The 17,925-nt window shown below is 49.8% G+C and carries 14 protein-coding genes; 8 read left to right on the plus strand and 6 right to left on the minus strand.

The genetic code is table 11. The annotated features are described in order from the left end of the window. Positions 1 to 24: 24 nt before the first annotated feature. Positions 25 to 675: a phosphatidylserine decarboxylase gene (locus ACOI06_RS04910; protein WP_420661396.1), complete on the plus strand. Its 651-nt coding sequence runs from the start codon at positions 25 to 27 to the stop codon at positions 673 to 675. Between the two features lie 5 nt (positions 676 to 680). Next, the gene (gene pssA, locus ACOI06_RS04915; RefSeq protein WP_420661397.1) at positions 681 to 1,457 is read left to right on the plus strand and encodes a CDP-diacylglycerol--serine O-phosphatidyltransferase; all 777 of its coding nucleotides are present in this window, start codon (positions 681 to 683) and stop codon (positions 1,455 to 1,457) included. Between the two features lie 61 nt (positions 1,458 to 1,518). Here the strand turns inward: pssA and ACOI06_RS04920 are convergent, their stop codons facing one another. Next, complete coding sequence (locus ACOI06_RS04920; protein WP_420661398.1) at positions 1,519 to 2,061, minus strand: hypothetical protein; 543 nt, start codon at positions 2,059 to 2,061, stop codon at positions 1,519 to 1,521. A gap of 348 nt (positions 2,062 to 2,409) precedes the next feature. Between ACOI06_RS04920 and rpsO the strand changes: the two genes are divergently transcribed. From rpsO to ACOI06_RS04935, 3 genes are all read left to right on the plus strand, one after another. Further along, the gene (gene rpsO, locus ACOI06_RS04925; RefSeq protein ID WP_420661399.1) at positions 2,410 to 2,679 is read left to right on the plus strand and encodes a 30S ribosomal protein S15; all 270 of its coding nucleotides are present in this window, start codon (positions 2,410 to 2,412) and stop codon (positions 2,677 to 2,679) included. A gap of 95 nt (positions 2,680 to 2,774) precedes the next feature. Continuing rightward, a complete protein-coding gene (gene pnp, locus ACOI06_RS04930) occupies positions 2,775 to 4,937 on the plus strand; it encodes a polyribonucleotide nucleotidyltransferase (protein ID WP_420661400.1) in 2,163 nt (720 codons plus the stop codon). Between the two features lie 137 nt (positions 4,938 to 5,074). Beyond that, entirely contained in the window at positions 5,075 to 6,199 is a 1,125-nt protein-coding gene (locus ACOI06_RS04935; RefSeq protein WP_420661401.1) for a Fic family protein, read from the plus strand. Here ACOI06_RS04935 and ACOI06_RS04940 read toward each other — a convergent pair. Both ACOI06_RS04940 and aceE read right to left on the minus strand, forming a co-directional pair. Beyond that, positions 6,196 to 6,747: a PIN domain-containing protein gene (locus ACOI06_RS04940; protein WP_420661402.1), complete on the minus strand. Its 552-nt coding sequence runs from the start codon at positions 6,745 to 6,747 to the stop codon at positions 6,196 to 6,198. The two genes, ACOI06_RS04935 and ACOI06_RS04940, sit on opposite strands and share 4 nt — an antisense overlap. 13 nt (positions 6,748 to 6,760) lie before the next feature. Further along, positions 6,761 to 9,361, minus strand: a complete 2,601-nt coding sequence (gene aceE, locus ACOI06_RS04945; RefSeq protein ID WP_420661403.1) for a pyruvate dehydrogenase (acetyl-transferring), homodimeric type — start codon at positions 9,359 to 9,361, stop codon at positions 6,761 to 6,763. Positions 9,362 to 9,508: 147 nt separating this feature from the next. Between aceE and ACOI06_RS04950 the strand changes: the two genes are divergently transcribed. Continuing rightward, positions 9,509 to 9,985: an Lrp/AsnC family transcriptional regulator gene (locus tag ACOI06_RS04950; protein WP_420661404.1), complete on the plus strand. Its 477-nt coding sequence runs from the start codon at positions 9,509 to 9,511 to the stop codon at positions 9,983 to 9,985. Here the strand turns inward: ACOI06_RS04950 and ACOI06_RS04955 are convergent. The 3 genes from ACOI06_RS04955 to cydD form a co-directional block, all read right to left on the minus strand. After that, entirely contained in the window at positions 9,943 to 10,206 is a 264-nt protein-coding gene (locus tag ACOI06_RS04955) for a hypothetical protein (RefSeq protein WP_420661405.1), read from the minus strand. The genes ACOI06_RS04950 and ACOI06_RS04955 overlap by 43 nt on opposite strands. 66 nt (positions 10,207 to 10,272) lie before the next feature. Then, complete coding sequence (locus ACOI06_RS04960; RefSeq protein WP_420661406.1) at positions 10,273 to 11,997, minus strand: amino acid ABC transporter ATP-binding/permease protein; 1,725 nt, start codon at positions 11,995 to 11,997, stop codon at positions 10,273 to 10,275. Then, positions 11,994 to 13,712 carry a thiol reductant ABC exporter subunit CydD gene (gene cydD / locus ACOI06_RS04965; RefSeq protein ID WP_420661407.1) on the minus strand — a complete coding sequence of 573 codons (1,719 nt, stop codon included), beginning with the start codon at positions 13,710 to 13,712 and terminating at the stop codon, positions 11,994 to 11,996. The genes ACOI06_RS04960 and cydD overlap by 4 nt, the downstream gene beginning before the upstream one ends. A gap of 515 nt (positions 13,713 to 14,227) precedes the next feature. Here cydD and ACOI06_RS04970 point away from each other — a divergent pair. Together ACOI06_RS04970 and ACOI06_RS04975 are read left to right on the plus strand one after the other, a co-directional pair. After that, positions 14,228 to 15,118, plus strand: a complete 891-nt coding sequence (locus tag ACOI06_RS04970; protein WP_420661408.1) for a hypothetical protein — start codon at positions 14,228 to 14,230, stop codon at positions 15,116 to 15,118. 158 nt (positions 15,119 to 15,276) lie between these two features. Then, positions 15,277 to 17,907: a putative bifunctional diguanylate cyclase/phosphodiesterase gene (locus ACOI06_RS04975; protein ID WP_420661409.1), complete on the plus strand. Its 2,631-nt coding sequence runs from the start codon at positions 15,277 to 15,279 to the stop codon at positions 17,905 to 17,907. The last annotated feature ends 18 nt before the right edge of the window (positions 17,908 to 17,925 follow it).

Genomic DNA, 17,925 nt, shown 5'->3' on the forward strand with positions numbered 1-17,925 from the left:
TTGCCGACAATTTTTGATACTTTTATGAATAAACCGCATTATCCCCATCCGATCATTGCCCGCGAGGGTTGGCCATTTTTGGCGATCGCTGTTGTTGTGGCGTTGTTGGTGACTTACTGGTCGCCGGCGGTGTCGATTATTTTCTGGATTTTGGCACTGTTTGTATTGCAGTTTTTTCGGGACCCTGCTCGCGAAGGTAGTACAGACCCACTGGCTGTTTTAAGCCCTGCGGATGGCCGAATCGTGATGATTGCCGAGGTGGATGATCCATACGCGGATCGCAAAGCTTTGAAGATCAGTGTTTTTATGAACGTCTTTAATGTGCACAGTAATCGCAGTCCAGTTGATGGCATTGTGCGCAAAGTAGAATATTTCCCTGGGAAGTTTTTTAACGCCGCATTAGATAAAGCGTCCTTGCAGAACGAACGCAATGCCATGGTGATCGAAACACCCGATGGCAGTCTTGTGACAGCTGTGCAAGTGGCTGGTTTGGTCGCTAAGCGAATTCTTTGCTATGCCAAAGCAGACGATCATCTCGCACGAGGTCAACGTTATGGATTTATTCGTTTTGGATCCAGAGTAGACGTTTATCTGCCCCTGGGCTCACGACCGCGGGTTGCGATTGGTGACAAAGTTAGTGCGACAAGCACAGTGCTCGCCCAAATCAAGAGTTAAATAGCATGCAAGAAACCGAGATCATTCGCGATCGAAAAGAGCTTGAAAGACGTCGTAAAGCGATTTATTTGTTACCCAATAGCTTTACAACAGCGGCTTTGTTTACAGGTTTTTTTGCCGTTGTGCAAGCCATGAATGGCAAGTTCGAAATGGCAGCGATTGCGATTTTTATCGCCATGGTGCTAGATGGCATGGATGGACGCGTTGCGCGTTTGACCAATACGCAATCGGCATTTGGTGAGCAATACGACTCTTTGTCGGATATGACCTCATTTGGCGTTGCGCCGGCTTTGGTGGCTTATCAGTTCTCTTTGGCGGCTTTAGGTCGTTGGGGTTGGCTGGCTGCATTTATTTATGTGGCAGGTGCTGCACTTAGGTTAGCTCGCTTCAATACCAATATCGCTGTCGTCGATAAACGGTTTTTTCAAGGCCTGCCTAGCCCAGCAGCCGCAGCTTTGGTTGCGGGTTTTGTTTGGTTGGTCCAGGATAGTCGTTTGCTGGTGCCACCTGAGGTTCTTGCGTGGCTGATGTTTGCAATTACTGTGTATGCCGGTGTGACAATGGTCAGTGATGCGCCGTTTTACAGTGGTAAAAGCTTTGCGCTAAGGCGCAGTGTGCCGTTTTGGGCGCTACTCGTCGTGGTCGCTGTGTTTGTGTTTGTCTCAAGTAATCCGCCCGTGGCCTTATTCGGTTTGTTTGTGGTGTACGGTTTGTCGGGGTGGGTCGTCTGGGGTTGGCGCTTATACCGACTTCGCAGTCGGCGTCGTACAGTCAAACATTAAGTCATCACCTTATCGGACCCCATGGGTCCGATAAGTATTTCTGCTTAATTAATTGCGCGCTTCAGAGTTTGCTGAAATCTGCATCTTCAGAAAACCAAGGGTCTGGCCCTGGATGGAAGTTTGTGACTTGTTTGCCTTCAGGGCCCAGATAAATGCTCATCAAGGAGTGCCAGACGTCACTTTGCAGATATCGGTATGACCAGACAACTTTGCGTGATCCGGATGGGCCAACCATAGTGTCCTCAGCCGGCGGTCCGAACGTACAACGTAGATCTTCAGCGGTCCAGATTCCGCGACGCAGGCGTTCAAAGGAGTCATTCGTAAGCACTTGTTCAAGCTGACCCGTTTCGCCGGTTTTACTGATATCTACAGCCCATGCCGTCTGTCCGCTCGGTTGTTGTGACCAGACAGCACGTTTGCTGCCGTCTTCTAAATCACATAACACAGTGGGTTTTCCAAAAGTACTTTCGAGTTCACTGAATGGTGTGCCCGGTGGGACGTCTTTGAACTGAGTACAGCCACCAATGGCAAGTAGTGCAGCCAGTATGGTGAGTTTAACGGGCAGGCGTTTGTGGCCCTGTTTGGAAGAAGATTGTTTCATCATGAATAAACCTGTTCGGTTTGATAACCTCAAAAGCGTGAGACCAATCGTCACTGATCGGTGAATACCTTTAATTTTGCCAGAACATCAGATGATGCGACGTTTTTTATCTGGGTTCCTCATGAAATCTAAGCGGGGGAATCTAAACCGGATGGTTAGCGTATGGGTTTTTGGGATGGATTTACGTAATTTCATTTGCTAACGTTTCAAAATGTCAAAAAAATGTATAATTACTCGGTTGTACGGTCAGTTTTTCCATCAGGATGGAGCTGTGCTGTATAGACGAATACAAATCAATTGTTCATCACGCTGTACCCCCTCAGGTTCAGCGCACGTTAAAAGAGGATTCACATGTCAGTAGCAGACATTAACAAAGCCGATATCGTTTCTCAATTCCAGCGCGCAAGCGGCGACACGGGTTCTCCAGAAGTTCAGGTGGCTTTGCTGACCGCCCGTATCAATGAACTGACCGGCCACTTTAAAGAGCACAAGAAAGATCACCACTCACGTCGTGGCCTGCTGCGTATGGTCAGCCGCCGTCGTAAGTTGCTCGACTACCTCAAGAGTCGTGATGCGGATGCTTATCGTAATTTGATTGAAAAACTTGGTCTGCGCAAGTGATTGATCCAACGGGATTAATCAAACCATGAATAAGCCGTGGTCGGGGCCTTTGTGCGCTCCGATCACGGTTTTTTAATTGTAAGGAATTTATTGTTATGTTCAATAAAGTGACTCAAACGTTTCAGTATGGCCAACATACGGTCAAACTTGAAACCGGCGAAATCGCACGGCAAGCGAGCGGTGCAGTCGTCGTCAGCGTGGAAGATACCGTTGTACTGGCCACTGTGGTGGGCGCAAAGAATGTACGCCCAGGTCAGGACTTCTTCCCATTAACCGTTGATTATGTTGAAAAGACATATGCAGCAGGTCGTATTCCCGGTGGATTCTTTAAGCGTGAAGGCCGTTTGTCAGAAAACGAAACACTGACCTCACGTTTGATCGACCGCCCATTGCGCCCGTTGTTTCCGGAAGGCTTCTTGAATGAAGTGCAGGTCATCATTCACGTGCTGTCCGTAAACCCAGAAATCAATCCCGATATTCCAGCCATGATTGGTGCCTCTGCGGCATTGGCCATTTCTGGCATCCCTTTTAACGGCCCAATTGGTGCAGCCCGTGTGGGTTATACCGATGGTCAATACGTTTTGAACCCAACCGCAACCCAATTGAAATCTTCACAGATGGATCTGGTTGTGGCTGGTACACAAGCGGCCGTGTTGATGGTGGAATCCGAAGCTCAACAGTTGAGCGAAGAAATCATGTTGGGTGGTGTGGTGTTCGGTCACGAAGCCATGCAAGCTGCAATTGATGCGATTAACGAATTGGTTCGTCAGGCGGGTAAGCCTGAGTGGGACTGGCAGCCAGCCCCCGCCAATGCAGAATTGATTGCGGCTGTTTCCGAAATCGGTCTGGAAGGCCTGAAAGCAGCTTATCAAATTCGTCAGAAGCAAGAACGCACAACCGCGTTGCGCGAAGTTCACGCCAAAGTGAAAGAAACATTGGCTGCACGTGCTGCTGAACAAGACCAGCCGGCTGCTGATGATCAGGAAGTCGGTGCGATTCTGAACGACCTCGAAGGTCGTATCGTGCGTGAGCAGATTCTGAATGGTGAGCCACGTATTGATGGTCGCGATACACGTACAGTACGTCCGATTGAAATTCGTCTGGGCGTCTTGCCCCGTGCCCACGGTAGTGCGCTCTTTACCCGTGGTGAAACACAGGCGCTCGTGGTGGCCACATTAGGTACCAAGCAAGATGAGCAAATCATCGATTCGATCTCCGGTGAATACCGCGATCGCTTCTTGATGCACTACAACATGCCACCGTTTGCGACAGGTGAGGCAGGCCGTTTTGGTGCACCTAAGCGTCGTGAAATCGGTCACGGTCGTCTGGCCAAACGTGCATTGATGCCTTTGTTGCCTGCACACGAAGATTTCCAGTACACCATCCGTTTGGTGTCTGAAATCACAGAGTCCAATGGTTCATCTTCCATGGCATCTGTGTGTGGTGGTGCTTTGGCCATGATGGACGCCGGTGTTCCATTGGCTGAGCACGTGGCGGGTGTGGCCATGGGTTTGATCCTGCAAGACGATAAGTTTGCCGTGTTGACCGACATTCTCGGTGACGAGGATCACTTGGGCGATATGGACTTTAAAGTGGCTGGTACCGAGCACGGTATTACCGCTTTGCAGATGGACATCAAAATCCAGGGGATCAACAAAGAAATCATGCAAGTCGCGCTGGCACAAGCCCGTGAAGGTCGTTTGCATATTCTGGGCAAAATGCGTGACGCCATTGATGGTTCCAGAACTGAGCTGTCCGAATTTGCGCCCCGTATGTTGAGCATGAAGATCAACCCAGACAAGATTCGTGACGTGATCGGTAAGGGCGGCGCCACCATCCGTGCGTTGACCGAAGAAACCGGTTCACAGATTGACATCAGTGAAGACGGCACAATCGTGATTTCGAGCGCCGATCTGGATCAAGCGCGTGAAGCACAGCGTCGCATTGAAGAGCTGACTGCCGAAGTTGAAGTGGGTCAGGTCTACGAAGGTAATATTTTGCGCTTGTTGGACTTCGGTGCCATTGTGCAAGTGCTGCCAGGCCGCGACGGATTGCTGCACATCTCTGAAATCGCCAACTTCCGGATTGCTAACATCAATGACATTCTGAAGGTCGGCCAGAACGTGCGTGTCAAAGTCATTGAAGCAGATGACAAAGGCCGTCTGCGCTTGTCTGTCAAAGCCATTGGTGGCATTGAAGAGCAGCATCCTGAGTTGATGCCTAAAACCGATGCAGGTGATGCACCTAAAGCGGAATAATCTGTCAACACCCTAAGCGGTGTCACAATTGACTGATTGAGTGGATGAGCCGACAAGTTTGGTTCATCCATTTTTTTTGCACGTAGTCGTGGTCTTTAACGACTGCACCCATGATTCAAACACGAAAGACTCACCACATGAGATGCACCAAATATATCTGGCAATTATCTCGTTGGCCCCAATGGGACTACGATCTACGAGATTTAACAGACTGCCTGAACGCGGTTAGTCGTGCGCAAGGTCAGTTATTTAGTCGTTTGTCTGTTGTTGGTGATGCCGTGCGTGTCCAAGTATGTCTCGCGGCACTGACGCAAGAGATTGTTCAAACCAGCGCCATCGAAGGTGAAGTGTTAAACGTTGATTCTGTACGTTCTTCAGTCGCACGCCGCTTGGGTGTCGAGATGGGTGCGCTTGCACCGATCGACCGCCATGTGGAAGGTGTGGTGGATATGGTGCTTGATGCGACAGCCAATGCGACAAATCCAGTCAGTGTTGAGCGGCTGTTGTGCTGGCATGCGGCTTTGTTTCCAACAGGCTATTCGGGTATGACCCGTATACGAGTTGGCAGTTGGCGCGAAGATGACATGGGTCCGTTGCAGGTTGTCTCGGGTCCTCTGGGACGACAGAAAGTCCATTTTGAGGCGCCGCCCGCGGAGCGTTTGAATACGGAAATGATCCGTTTGGTCGATTGGCTTAATGCGCCTGAGCCAGATGAGCCTGCATTAATTCGGGCTGGGCTAGGGCATTTGTGGTTTGTGACTTTGCATCCGTTCGAGGATGGCAATGGCCGGATTGCTCGTGCATTGGGTGATCTGCTGCTCACTCGGGCAGATGGCAGTTCGCAGCGTTTCTATAGTTTGTCTGCACAAATCCAACGAGAGCGAAAGGCGTATTACGATATTCTGGAACGTACGCAGAAAGGCTCGATGGATGTGACGGCATGGTTGGAATGGTTTTTAGGTGCGCTATTCAAAGCTGTCGAGCAAGCGGCTGTCACGCTCGATCAGGTGCTTAGGAAAGCCAACTTCTGGCAATGGGCGGCAACCATCCCCATGAACGCACGACAAATTAAGGTGTTGAATCGACTATTGGATGGATTTGAAGGCAAGTTGACAACACGCAAGTGGTTGGCAATCGCAAAGTGTTCTCAAGACTCGGCACTTCGAGATATCTCAGAGCTGTTGTCGCATCAGGTGCTTTTTAAGTCTGAAGCAGGTGGAAGAAGTACGAGCTATGTCTTACGTGATCCTGAATTGATTTAAGTCGTAGTAGTGATCAATTGCTTGCGTAATCGAAACAATCGTTCACGAATCAGAAGTACGGGTAACGGGTCTGGTCGGCGACGCCCCTCATCAATCAGAGCTTGTACAGTGGATTGCAGGTGAGCTTCAAAGGTTGTTCCGTGCGTTTTGTACCAGTCAGTGAGCAAGCGATCGGGATCCATGACGTTTAAGCCCAGAAAACGCAATTCTGAGCGTCTAAAGTCTTTCAGATTCCAGGTGACAATGGTGGTGTTGTCATGACTCATGCGGGCTTGCCAGGCTGTCAGAATGACATGCCAGTCTTTGGGGTCGCTGTGTGTCAGAACGGGTTCAGCTTCATCAGATTGTGGGATTGGTTGTTTGGAGAGGTTAGCTTCTGGGTGAGCCGCTTCCATGGCTTGCCACGCATCGTCCAGAACAGTGGGTGCGACATCCCAGACACGGGCGGCATTGCGTCGCCATTCATTGCCAATCTTGTCTGACCAGACAGGAATAAACCAACCTTCTTTGGCGAGGGTAAGGAGCAGGGGTCGTAAGACCCCTGACATCAAAACGCAGGCATCAAGTACGAGCGCAGGCGGCGTTGACGATATGTTGTTCACTAATCCCAAAGAATCCACGTAAGGCGTCACGAGTATCGCTGCGACCGTAACCGTCCGTGCCCAAGGTTGTCAATGATCTTGAAGAGGGAATGTGTTGTCGAATCGCCTCAGGGACTGCACACACGTAGTCGCTAACGGCCACAATCGGACCTGTTCCATTGTCGATCAAACTTTGCAACCAGTCTTTGTGATGACGGGACAGTTCGCTCCAGCTTGTGACACTGATCAGATCCACTGAATATCCTTGTGCTTGCAGTTGCCGTGCAGCTTTACGGGTTTCATTCAGAATGGCACCTGAAGCCATTAAGGTGACGATAGGCTCATCCATTTTTTGCGCATTCTCTGGCTGTAATTGTTCAAACAAATAGGCGCCTTTGAGAATGCCGTCACGATGCTTCATGTCGATGTCGGGCTGGGCGTAGTTTTCATTCATGACCGTGACGTAATAGAAAACGTCTTGCTCTTCCTGAATCATTTCACGCATACCTTGGTCAACAATGATGGCCAGTTCACCTGCAAATGCTGGGTCGTACGCTTTACAGTTTGGAATAGTGGCTGCAATGAGATGACTGGTGCCATCTTGGTGTTGCAAACCTTCGCCACCCAAGGTCGTACGCCCGGATGTCGCACCCACCAAAAAGCCTCGGGTACGTTGATCAGCCGCGGCCCAGATCTGATCACCCACACGCTGGAATCCAAACATGGAGTAATAGATGTAGAAGGGCAGCATGGTCAGGCCATGGACGCTGTAGCTCGTGGCCGCAGCGGTCCAACTGGCCAACGCACCGGCTTCAGAGATGCCTTCTTCCAGAATTTGTCCATCGGTTGCTTCGCGGTAGCTCAAAACGGTATCAATGTCTTCGGGTGAATACCGCTGTCCGACACTGGAGTAAATGCCGACTTGTTTAAAGAGTGCCGCCATCCCAAAGGTTCTAGCTTCATCGGCCACGATAGGCACAATTCTTGGGCCTAATTCGGGTTGTTTGAGCAAGTTGCCCAGCATGCGTACAAAGGCCATGGTGGTGCTCATCTCGCGATTGTTCGGTGTCATCGCGAAAGCAGCGTACTTGTCGAGTTCTGGCAAGCTGATGGCATCGGTTGTGGTGTGGCGTGCCGGCAGATAACCGCCTAAAGCTTGACGACGTTCATGCAAGTATTGCATTTCACGGCTATCCGCTTCAGGTTTGTAGTAGTTCAAGTTAACAGCTTGTTCGTCCGTGATGGGCAGTTTGAAGTGATTGCGAAATGCAATCAAATCTTCAGCTTCAAGCACTTTTTGACTATGGGTTGTCATGCGGCCTTGACCTGCGGTTCCCATGCCATAGCCTTTTTTGGTTTGAGCCAGAATGACAGTAGGTTGACCTTTGTGAGCTTGTGCAGCCGCGTACGCCGCATGAATTTTGACAAGATCGTGTCCACCGCGTTTGAGTCGGTCGATTTCTTCGTCGGTCATACCTTGCGCTAAACGTTTGAGGGCTTCGTTTTGCCCAAAGAAGTGATCGCGGTTGTAAGCGCCATCTTTAGCCGCAAAAGTCTGCATCTGACCATCGACTGTGTTGGCAAAAGCCTGTACCAAAGCGTGTTCAGTGTCTCGTGCAAAAAGGCCATCCCAGTCACTTCCCCAAACGAGTTTAATGACGTTCCAGCCTGCGCCTTTAAAGAGACGCTCAAGTTCATCAATAATGCGACCGTTGCCGCGCACAGGACCATCTAAACGCTGAAGGTTGCAGTTCACAATCCAGATCAGGTTGTCGAGTTTTTCTCGAGCGGCTAATGTCAGTGCGCTCATGGATTCAGGTTCATCCATTTCGCCATCACCAAACATGCCCCAAACCTTGCGACCTTCGCAGTCCAATAAGCCACGGTGACTCAGATAGCGCATGAAGCGTGCTTGATAGATGGAACTGATGGGGCCAATGCCCATAGAACCCGTTGGGAATTGCCAGAAATCCGGCATGAGCATGGGGTGTGGATAGCTGGATAAGCCTTTGGCACCATGATCGGCGGCTGTGATTTCACGGCGATAGAAATTCAGATCGTTTTCGTCTAAGCGACCTTCCAGAAAGGCGCGCGCATACACACCGGGTGCACTATGCGGCTGTAAAAACACCAGATCGCCTCGGTGCTCCCCCTCATTCAAACCTTCTCTTGCATGAAAGAAATGGTTGAACCCCGTTTCAAACAAATCAGCACCACTGGTGTAACTGGCGATATGCCCACCAAGCTCGCCGTAAGCATTATTGGCTTTAACGACCATGGCCAGTGCGTTCCAACGCATGATGGCGGCGAGCTTTTCTTCAAGTGCCAAGTCACCTGGGAAGGGTTGCTGTTCATTGACGTGAATGGTATTGACATAGGGTGTGCACAGGCGGGGTTGCCATCCCAGATGATAAGCCAGTGCGACGTTAGACAATTCGTCAAGCATTTGGCGGGCACGATCAGGACCGGCGCTCTCTAACAGAGAAACAAATGCGTCACGCCATTCTAAGGTTTCTGTTGGGTCGGGATCCGGTGTGTCCTGGAACAACATATCTTGGTTGTAATGAAGTGGTGCGTTCATGGTGTCTCTCAAAAACAAGTTAACTGTCTGATACAGTGTCGATATGTCCATTCTAAGTAAGATTGCGCCAAATTTTCATCTTAAATAGTCTGTAGAATACGGGTTGCGAGAAATATAATTTCATAAAAATAGGATTTTTCAGCATAAATGAAACTCGATGTCATTGATCTTAGAATTCTTAAGGAACTTCAGGACGACGGAAGCCTCACCAACGTGGAGTTGGCACGTCGTGTCCATCTGAGCCCTTCACCGTGTCTGGCGCGAGTTCGTGCTTTGGAGATGGCGGGTGTGATTGATCGCTACGTCGCGATTGCAAACCCAGCAAGTTTGGGTTTGGACTTAAACGTGTTCATCAATATCAGTCTGAAAGGGCAAGATAAAGCGGCGTTGTCGAACTTTGAGCGACAGATTGCCGAACATGATGAGGTCATGGAGTGTTATCTGATGACCGGCGATAGCGATTACTTGATTCGAGTGGCTGTGGCCAACATCGCTGCGCTAGAGCGATTTATTTTGGAGCAGCTCACACCTATTCCCGGGATCGAAAAAATCCGCTCTAGTTTTGCGTTAAAGCAAGTTCGTTACAAAACGGCGCTGCCGCTTAAGCTCCCCAAAGAGTCCTGATGATCAGCCAAAGAGAGTCGTTGTCGGCGTCGGTGACCTGTGAGGGGTGTGACACACCAGAGATAGCCATGGCTCGTTTCTACCCAGAGCAAATCATCTTTCATCCACGCGTGTAACGCACCCGGAATAGAAAACTCGCGACGTATGGCCGTTTCGCGATGAATCAGGTGCACAGTTTGCTCTTGCCGATGAATCGATTCGATTGTCCAGTGTGTATTCATGTCTGCAGTATAGACATGAATGCTGTTTTTTTAAACAGTCTATATGCGACCCAACAAAACTTGTTGTTAATCTGCACGTAGTTGCCTAATAATCGTCTCGAAGGCCGCCTGACCGCGTGTGCAATCTTGAATAAGACGCCCTTGATCGAGTGTCAGGATGCGGTCTGCGTGCAACGCCTCACGTCGTAGATGGGTGGCCACAATGATGGTACGTTCCTCGGCATGCGCAAATAGACGTTGCATAACATCATTGGCAAGTCCAGCATCGAGACCGTCAGAAGGCTCATCTAGCAACCATACCGGTTGATTGGCGAGCAATAGCCGGGCCAGTGTGAGACGGCGTTGTTGGCCAACAGACAGCCCCAATCCGCTCTCGCCCAAACGGGTTTCAAGACCCTGACCTTGCCGTTTCAGCGCATCGGCCAATCCAGCCTGAGCCAGCGCATCCCAAAGTTCATCATCGCTCGCATTCTGATTCGCAATGCGCAGATTCTCGCCGATGGTGTCGTTGAGCAACTGGGGGAATTGGGTTAATCGAGTCGAGGGCAAATAACGTGCCAGTTCACCCGTTTGAGGATCAAGTTCAGCGGCTAGAGCCGCCAGTAATGTGGATTTACCACTGCCGCTGGTGCCAGTCACCACAATATGCTCACCGGATCGGATCTCTAGGCTCAGATCACTGATCACGGGAGCTAGTGCTTCTTCATATTGCAGTGTGACGTTGCGCAGATGATAAACCAGACTGGTGTCAGACGATGGCTGATTCGTTGCAGGCTTTGGGGTGAGCTCTTCGGTGTCGACCGTTGTGATGCGCTCGATGGCTGGTGTTAAGCGTTTGAGCCCAAGTGCGGTGCGGGTTGCTTGCGTGACCGATTGACGCAATTGCATGAGCGGGTCATTGAGTGCCAAGCATGACAATAAGATTAAAACACCCCATGCCAAAGACGTGGTGCCTGCTTGGTAAGCCTCGACAAAACACCACATCGCTGCGGTCGTTAAGCAGGCAAGACTGATGTTCTGTAGAAGATTGGCCAGATTGTCTGTGCGAGCAATGGCAGTTTCTGCACGAAACAGCTGACGTTGTGTGTCAGTTAGGGATTTGGTTTGAGCCGTTAGGCGTTGTGTCATGAGCAGATCTGTTTGACCGCTCACCAAATCGATGCTTTGCATACGGTGTTTTTCTAGAGCGGCGATTTGACGCAAGCTGGCCCAGCGCGCGTGTCTGAGCTGCCAGCGAGTGATGAGTAAGGTCGTTGCTACGAGCCAGATTACAGCGAGGAGTGCAAACCAGCCGTTTAAGCCCACTATTAAAAAGCCGACCAACACGATCGAGGCAAGCGCCAGCAACCATGGGATGCCTAGTCGTAAATAAACACCATCTAAAGCATCCACATCGGTGGTCAGTCGAAATAAAAGTCTAGCTGGATGGGTAAATAATTCACGCGCTTGATTGGGCGAGGACCAGCCTAGAAATAGTCGAGATCGCAGATCAGCCAATGCTGAGAGCGTAGTGTCGTGTGTGATGACACGTTCACCATAACGACCGGCGGTGCGTAGCATGGCGAATAATCGAATCGCCGCAGAAGGTCCAAATACATTAAACGCAATGGCCGTTGCTGTGGTTAGTCCAGCAATGGCAGTGGCAGTAATGAACCAGCCGGCAACTGCCAGTAGTCCCATAGCTGAAAGGCCAGCAATCAATGCAAGTAATACACCCAAGAGAGCCCGGTTACGGTGCTGGCCACCATAGAGCGCTAAAACTGTGCGAAGTGCGTGTAACTTTGATTTCACAGTCTGTGCTCCCATTGTTCTGATGCTTCAGTTGTCTGTAAAGCTTGTAAATCGATCACCCGATCTGCGCGTGAAGCCAGTAATGGATCGTGGGTCACAATAAGCATGGTGCGTCCTTGAGCCGTTCGCATTAATTGATCGGTGACGGCTTGCGCAGTCTGCGAGTCCAAATGGGCTGTGGGTTCATCGACTAACAATAAGTCGGCGGTAGGATCGACAAGGGCGCGCGCAATAGATAAACGCACAAGCTCTCCGCCTGACATGCCCGCACCGCCTTCGGCCAGAGCCACATTGCCACGTTGCTGTAGAAAACGGCTTAGATGAGATTGTTCAATCGCTTGTAAGAACTGATCATCACGAATGTTTCGACCCAAGAGAATATTGCTGCGCAATGATCCCTCAAAAATGTGCGGGCTTTGTCCGATCCAGGCGATTCTTTGGCGGATGGCGTTGGCGTTGCTTTCATTTTGAAGATGCGTACCTAAACGAATCTCGCCTTCTTCATAGGGCATCAGACCTGCGATGAGATTCAATAAGGTGGTTTTACCGCCTCCACTGGGCATCATGAGCGCCACATGTTCACCTGAGCCAATCTCAAGACTGAGGTTGTTAAATACCGCTTGCGATTGTGTGGGGTATTGAAACGTTAAATGGCTGATGTGTACGCTGGGTGCTTTGTTGTCTTTCAACATGACCTTGGTTTCGGGCGATTGCGCACCGGGTCGCAGTTGAAGGTTGTCAGCCAGACTGGCAATTTGTGTTTGCGCGGCTTGGCCATCAGCTCGATCATGCCAGGCTGCAGCAAGCTCTCTTAACGGTTCATAGAACGTGGGTGCGAGCATCAGAATAAAGAGACCTTGAGCCAGTGTCAGTTTGTGCCCCCAAGCCCCAAAATTTAGTTCGCCTAACAAATGAAAGCCGATATAGACGGCCACCATGGCGACTCCCAAAGCGGCAAATAGCTCCAGAACGGCAGAAGACAGAAATGCAATGCGTAAAACAGCCATGATGCGACGGCTTAGATTGTGTGCACGTTGCGCAATGGTCTGAGCACTGTGTTCAATGGCATGTAATGCACGCAGGGTTTGCATGGCTCGCAGGCGATCTAGCATGAAAGCATTCATGTCAGAAAGCTCAGCCAGATGCTTTTCACTCGCAGCCTGTGCGCGCCAGCCTACCAACGCCATAAAGATTGGAATTAGAGGCGCACTAATCATGAGAATCAGTGCACAAATCCATGAGAAGGGAGTCACAACTAACAGAATTAGCAGCGGAACGAGGCGAGTGCGTGCCTGCGCAGGCTGGTAGCGACTCTGATAGGTGAGGATAGATTGCGCTTGTTCAGAAACAGTGCTGGCAAAAGCACCTGCAGCTGGGCGTCCTAATGCTTGCGGGGCGCTGAGTGCGAATCGTTCAATGGCTTGGGCTCGGGCATTTTCAACTGCTTGCGCAGCGATGGTCAGATTGCGCAGTTTGATATGACTGTCTATGGCAGATCTGAGCACCCAAAACAGAAAAAAAGCGGCAATCAAAACGATGATGACGCTAAAGCGGATCGTTTCAGCCTGTAGCTCATTGACCATCCAAGCGAGGCAGGCGGCTTGAGGAATCCAGAGTGCAGGTGCAAGGCTTTGTTGCCAGCTGCTTAGGCTACGTAAAGCCTTTTGATCGTTGAGGGTTTTATTGGCGGCAGGTCGGTTGCGCTCAGGTTTCATTGTTCAAAAGCGATGATTGGATGTTCGTGGAATGTAAGCAGACTGTATAGTGAGTCTATATGAAAACCTTCAGAGATTCGAATTATCTTAAGGTAAGTTGAGCAAAATAACGGACTTAAAATTGTGCTCATCAAATAGTTTTGTTTTTTATGATGATCTTGTTTAAATCACGACAAAAGGTCTTCTAAGGGACTCGGCCTACATTATGCGACAGGAATGTTATCAAATCATTCTTTGGCCGAATGTAATCGTATAATCAAAGAATTACATGATGCAAAGCGCGTGTTTTTACAAAACATGTGCTGGTTCGAGCTTTAGTTCGCACGTTAAAGTGCACGTTGATTTTTATGTCTGTTAAACAGGTGGTTTAAACAGGTGAGCGTGCGTGTCATGTTGAATACGGAATAATTTCAATTGGCCGACTGCGATGCAGGTCGGCTATGTTTTTATGTCGATCATCTTTTCTTGAGCCCCGATTTATATCGCCAGACAAATGTTTGCGGTATTGAGTACATATGGATTTCACCAAAAAATTTATTAAAACAAAACGACCATGCGCAGATGGTTTTCGTTGGTTCATCAAACGTTATGAAGTCGGTGGCGATTACCAGACGCTGCTCGATGAATTGGTCGAAGAAGGACGCATTGGAGATGCCTGTTGGTTGATGGATCAGTTTGGTCCGACAGATGCCGTGCGTGAAGTGGATGAAATCGATGCGGCTGCAATGGTTTTTGCAGGTTCTTTGGTGGTTAAAGGCAATGTGCAAGTTGATCAGCTGCTACGCGTTGGCGGCACGTTGACTGTAGGTGGTGGCGTGCGTGCTGGCCATGATCGAGAGCCTGATGTTCCTAGCGGATTCCATGTGGCCAATGATGCACGCATTGAAGGCGGCTTAGATGTGATGGGTGACGTCGTCGCAGGTGGGTCACTCAAAGTTGGCTGGGGCCTTCAGACACAGGGTACGTTGCAATGCCAGGAAGACTTGACGGTGGGTTGGGCGCTGGACTGCGCAGATGAAGTCAATGTCGGTGGTAATCTGAAAGTTGGGCAAGAGCTACAGGTTCAGCATGATTTGCGCTGTGGTCGGTCAGTCCATGTCAAAGGGCCTGTTTCGGTGAACGGTCATCTGACGGTCGGGCAAGGTTTGCTCGCGTTTGGTGATATTCATTGCCAGATGCATTTGGAAGCCGGCTGGGGTGTGATCTCTGAAGGTTCGATTTTGGTGGGTGCTAGTTTGCGTGCAGGTGAAGGTGTTCGTGCGGCGCAAACCATTGATACCGGCGAAGGCTATGGCATTTATGCTGGGGTTGCGGTGCATCGGGAGAGCTGGGAAACCAGTGCACAGGTGCAAGCATCAGAAAAACCGTCCCAACTGTGGAGTGGTCATTGGGTTCCAAACGCGTAATGTTTTGTGAATAGGGCGTGTTTTAGTTAATTTTAATAAAAGTATAGTGTTATCTTGAATGCGCTCTGATTGGTCTGTGATGAAATTGTCACAGACTTAGGTTTGCCCAATGAATCTAGGGCAAAATGATCTTTACTCTGTCCGTGGGGAACCAACGTATGTTTAAAACCTTGTCATCGCTGGCGCAAACCCCTGTTCGTGTATTAGATACAAAAAAATACATCCGTTTGTATCTCATTGTCAGTATGACGGCTGTTTTTTGGGTTGGTGTTGCAGGCTGGGTTGGTATTTGGCGACTGACGAGCCCTGACCCTGTGTCATACGTGTTTATGGCGCCTGCGGTTGCCTCGCTACTGATCTTGTCTGCTGTACTACTGGCCATCAGCTTCTATCTTCTAGACACAGCGAGTATTGAACACCCTATGACGGCCGGGCGACGCCGTTTTGCAAAACTACTGGCTTTGCTCGCATTATTGGCCATCTTAGTGGCCAATTACGGAGAGCATTGGGCACTGTGGTGGCAAGGTGATCGGGACGGTTTTTTGTTGACTGCTTCCGTCCTTTTAGCCATTGGCTCATTGATCATCTTGTTTCTAGACACGAAGTTTTTTTCAGATCAATCAAAGCCGATCGATCGACGCGTGATTCTCTGGTGTGTTATTGGTTCGTTGGTGAGTGTGGGTGGTGCATACACGCTGATTGAGCGCGACATTGATCAGGTCAATCGTTATGTGCAAGCTCGCGCTGAGATGGTGACCGAGGCTTTGCAGCTGTCGTTTATTCAGCCTGTCAGTGCGATGCAGCGGATGTCGGATCGTTGGGATTCTCTGGATCATGCGCCAGCCCCACAATACGTTCGACAAGAGATTCGCAGCTATCTTCGCGATTTCACTGAAATTACGCGAATTAGTTTATTGACTGAGTCTGGTGAGTTCCAAGGCGATGTGCATGGGGACACACGGACAGATGGTTTGTTGGAAGAGGCGTTAACCTTACCTGGGTTTCATGCGATTTTAAAAACAACCCGACAGCTCAATACGGCACAAATGACCACCCCAGGTCTATTGAAAACACATCCTGATGTTGCCTTTGTACTTGCCCCCTTCGAGGTCGTGGACGGCGGGTTTGTCGTGGCGACCATCGACATGGGTGGTTTGGTACGTCAGTCTTTTACAGAAGATGAGCCACCCTGTTGCTTCAATGTACGAACTGCGCTCGGCCAGTTTTTTGCAACACCCGGTCCAGTCAATGAAAATCAGGCGATCGCGGTGGCTTATGACCGTGGTCAGCTTGAAGATATGTTTAATTTCGAGGTGGCGTTCTGGAAAGAAAAGATGCCGGGCGAAATCGGAATGGCGGATTATCCGATCTGGATTTTGTTGATCGGACTCGTGTTTACGTTCGTCGCAGCGCTTAGCCAACGCATGGCGCAACTTGCGCAAGAGCGGGCGGTCGAACTCTTTGAGAATGCCCGCCATGACGCATTGACGGATTTGCCCAATCGACGCTTGTTTCAGGAAGTCTTGCAGTCTTGGAATCGAACGGATTACAGTCAGCGCGGATTGTCGTTGATGTTTGTGGAGATCCGCGGTGTGCGTCTCATCAATGACTCATTGGGCTATGAGATGGGAGATGCGCTCATTCGTGCGGCTTCTGTTCGTTTGCGGGAGTTTATTCCACCATTTGCTTGGCTAGCACGTCTGGATGGGGCGGAGTTTGTGGTTTGTTTGCCCCGAATGACACAGCAGGAATTGACTGATCTGGCATACGATTTGTTAGAACAAATGGACGCACCTCTGTCGGTTAAAGGCCGTCATCTGAGTATCAAAACGCTGATTGGTGTTAGTAGTAGCACCGATGAAGAGATCACAGATCCTATGGCACTAGTCCATCAGGCTGACTTGGCAATGCTAGAGGCTAAGCGCAAAGCGACAACACAGTTTGCTTATTACAACGATGAAATGGGGCGTGCTGCTGCATTGCGAATTGCTTTGGCGCAGGATCTGGGTCAAGCGATTAAGGATGGTGATTTAAATATGGTGTATCAGCCTTTGGTTGATTCGCGTACAGGGCTGATTGTAGCGATGGAGTCGCTTGTGCGCTGGAGGCACGCTGTGCATGGCTTTATCTCACCCGCCGTATTTATTCCCATGGCTGAAGAGTCTGGACAGATTTTGTCACTGACGCAATGGACGTTGGAGCAGGCCTGTACCGAGGCGACCGAGATGGGTTTGCCAACGTTTGATCGCGTTGTGCCCTTTGCGGTGAATATTTCACCCATGTTCTTTCAGCGTGAAGATTTCTTAACTGTGATTACATCCACTTTAGAGCGCGCTCAAATCGAACCGAAATACTTGCAAATCGAGGTGACTGAAGGTCTGATGATGCAAGATCGAGACACCACCATTAAAAAACTGCATGCCTTGGCAGCGATGGGTATTCGATCTGCATTAGATGATTTTGGGACTGGGTATTCAAGTTTGAGCTATCTGCGTGATTTGCCCGTACATAAAGTGAAGCTGGATCGATCCTTTGTGATCCATGTCACAGAAAATGATGTAGATGCCAATATTGTGGAAGGTGTGATCGGGATTGTGCGTGATCTGGAGATGACTGTTGTCGTGGAAGGCGTGGAAACTTCTGAGCAAGCTGCTTTGCTGGCACGGTTTGGATGTGACCAATTCCAAGGTTACTTGTTTTCTAAACCGCTTGATTGCCATGGTTTGCGAGAAATCTTGCACCATCCTCGAGACTTTTTGTCGCTTATTCAAAACAATTCGTCTATTTAAAGCCACTGCATTTTGGAC

It is taken from the genome of Orrella sp. 11846 (assembly GCF_048820935.1).
In the GTDB taxonomy this organism is placed as follows: domain Bacteria; phylum Pseudomonadota; class Gammaproteobacteria; order Burkholderiales; family Burkholderiaceae_B; genus Algicoccus.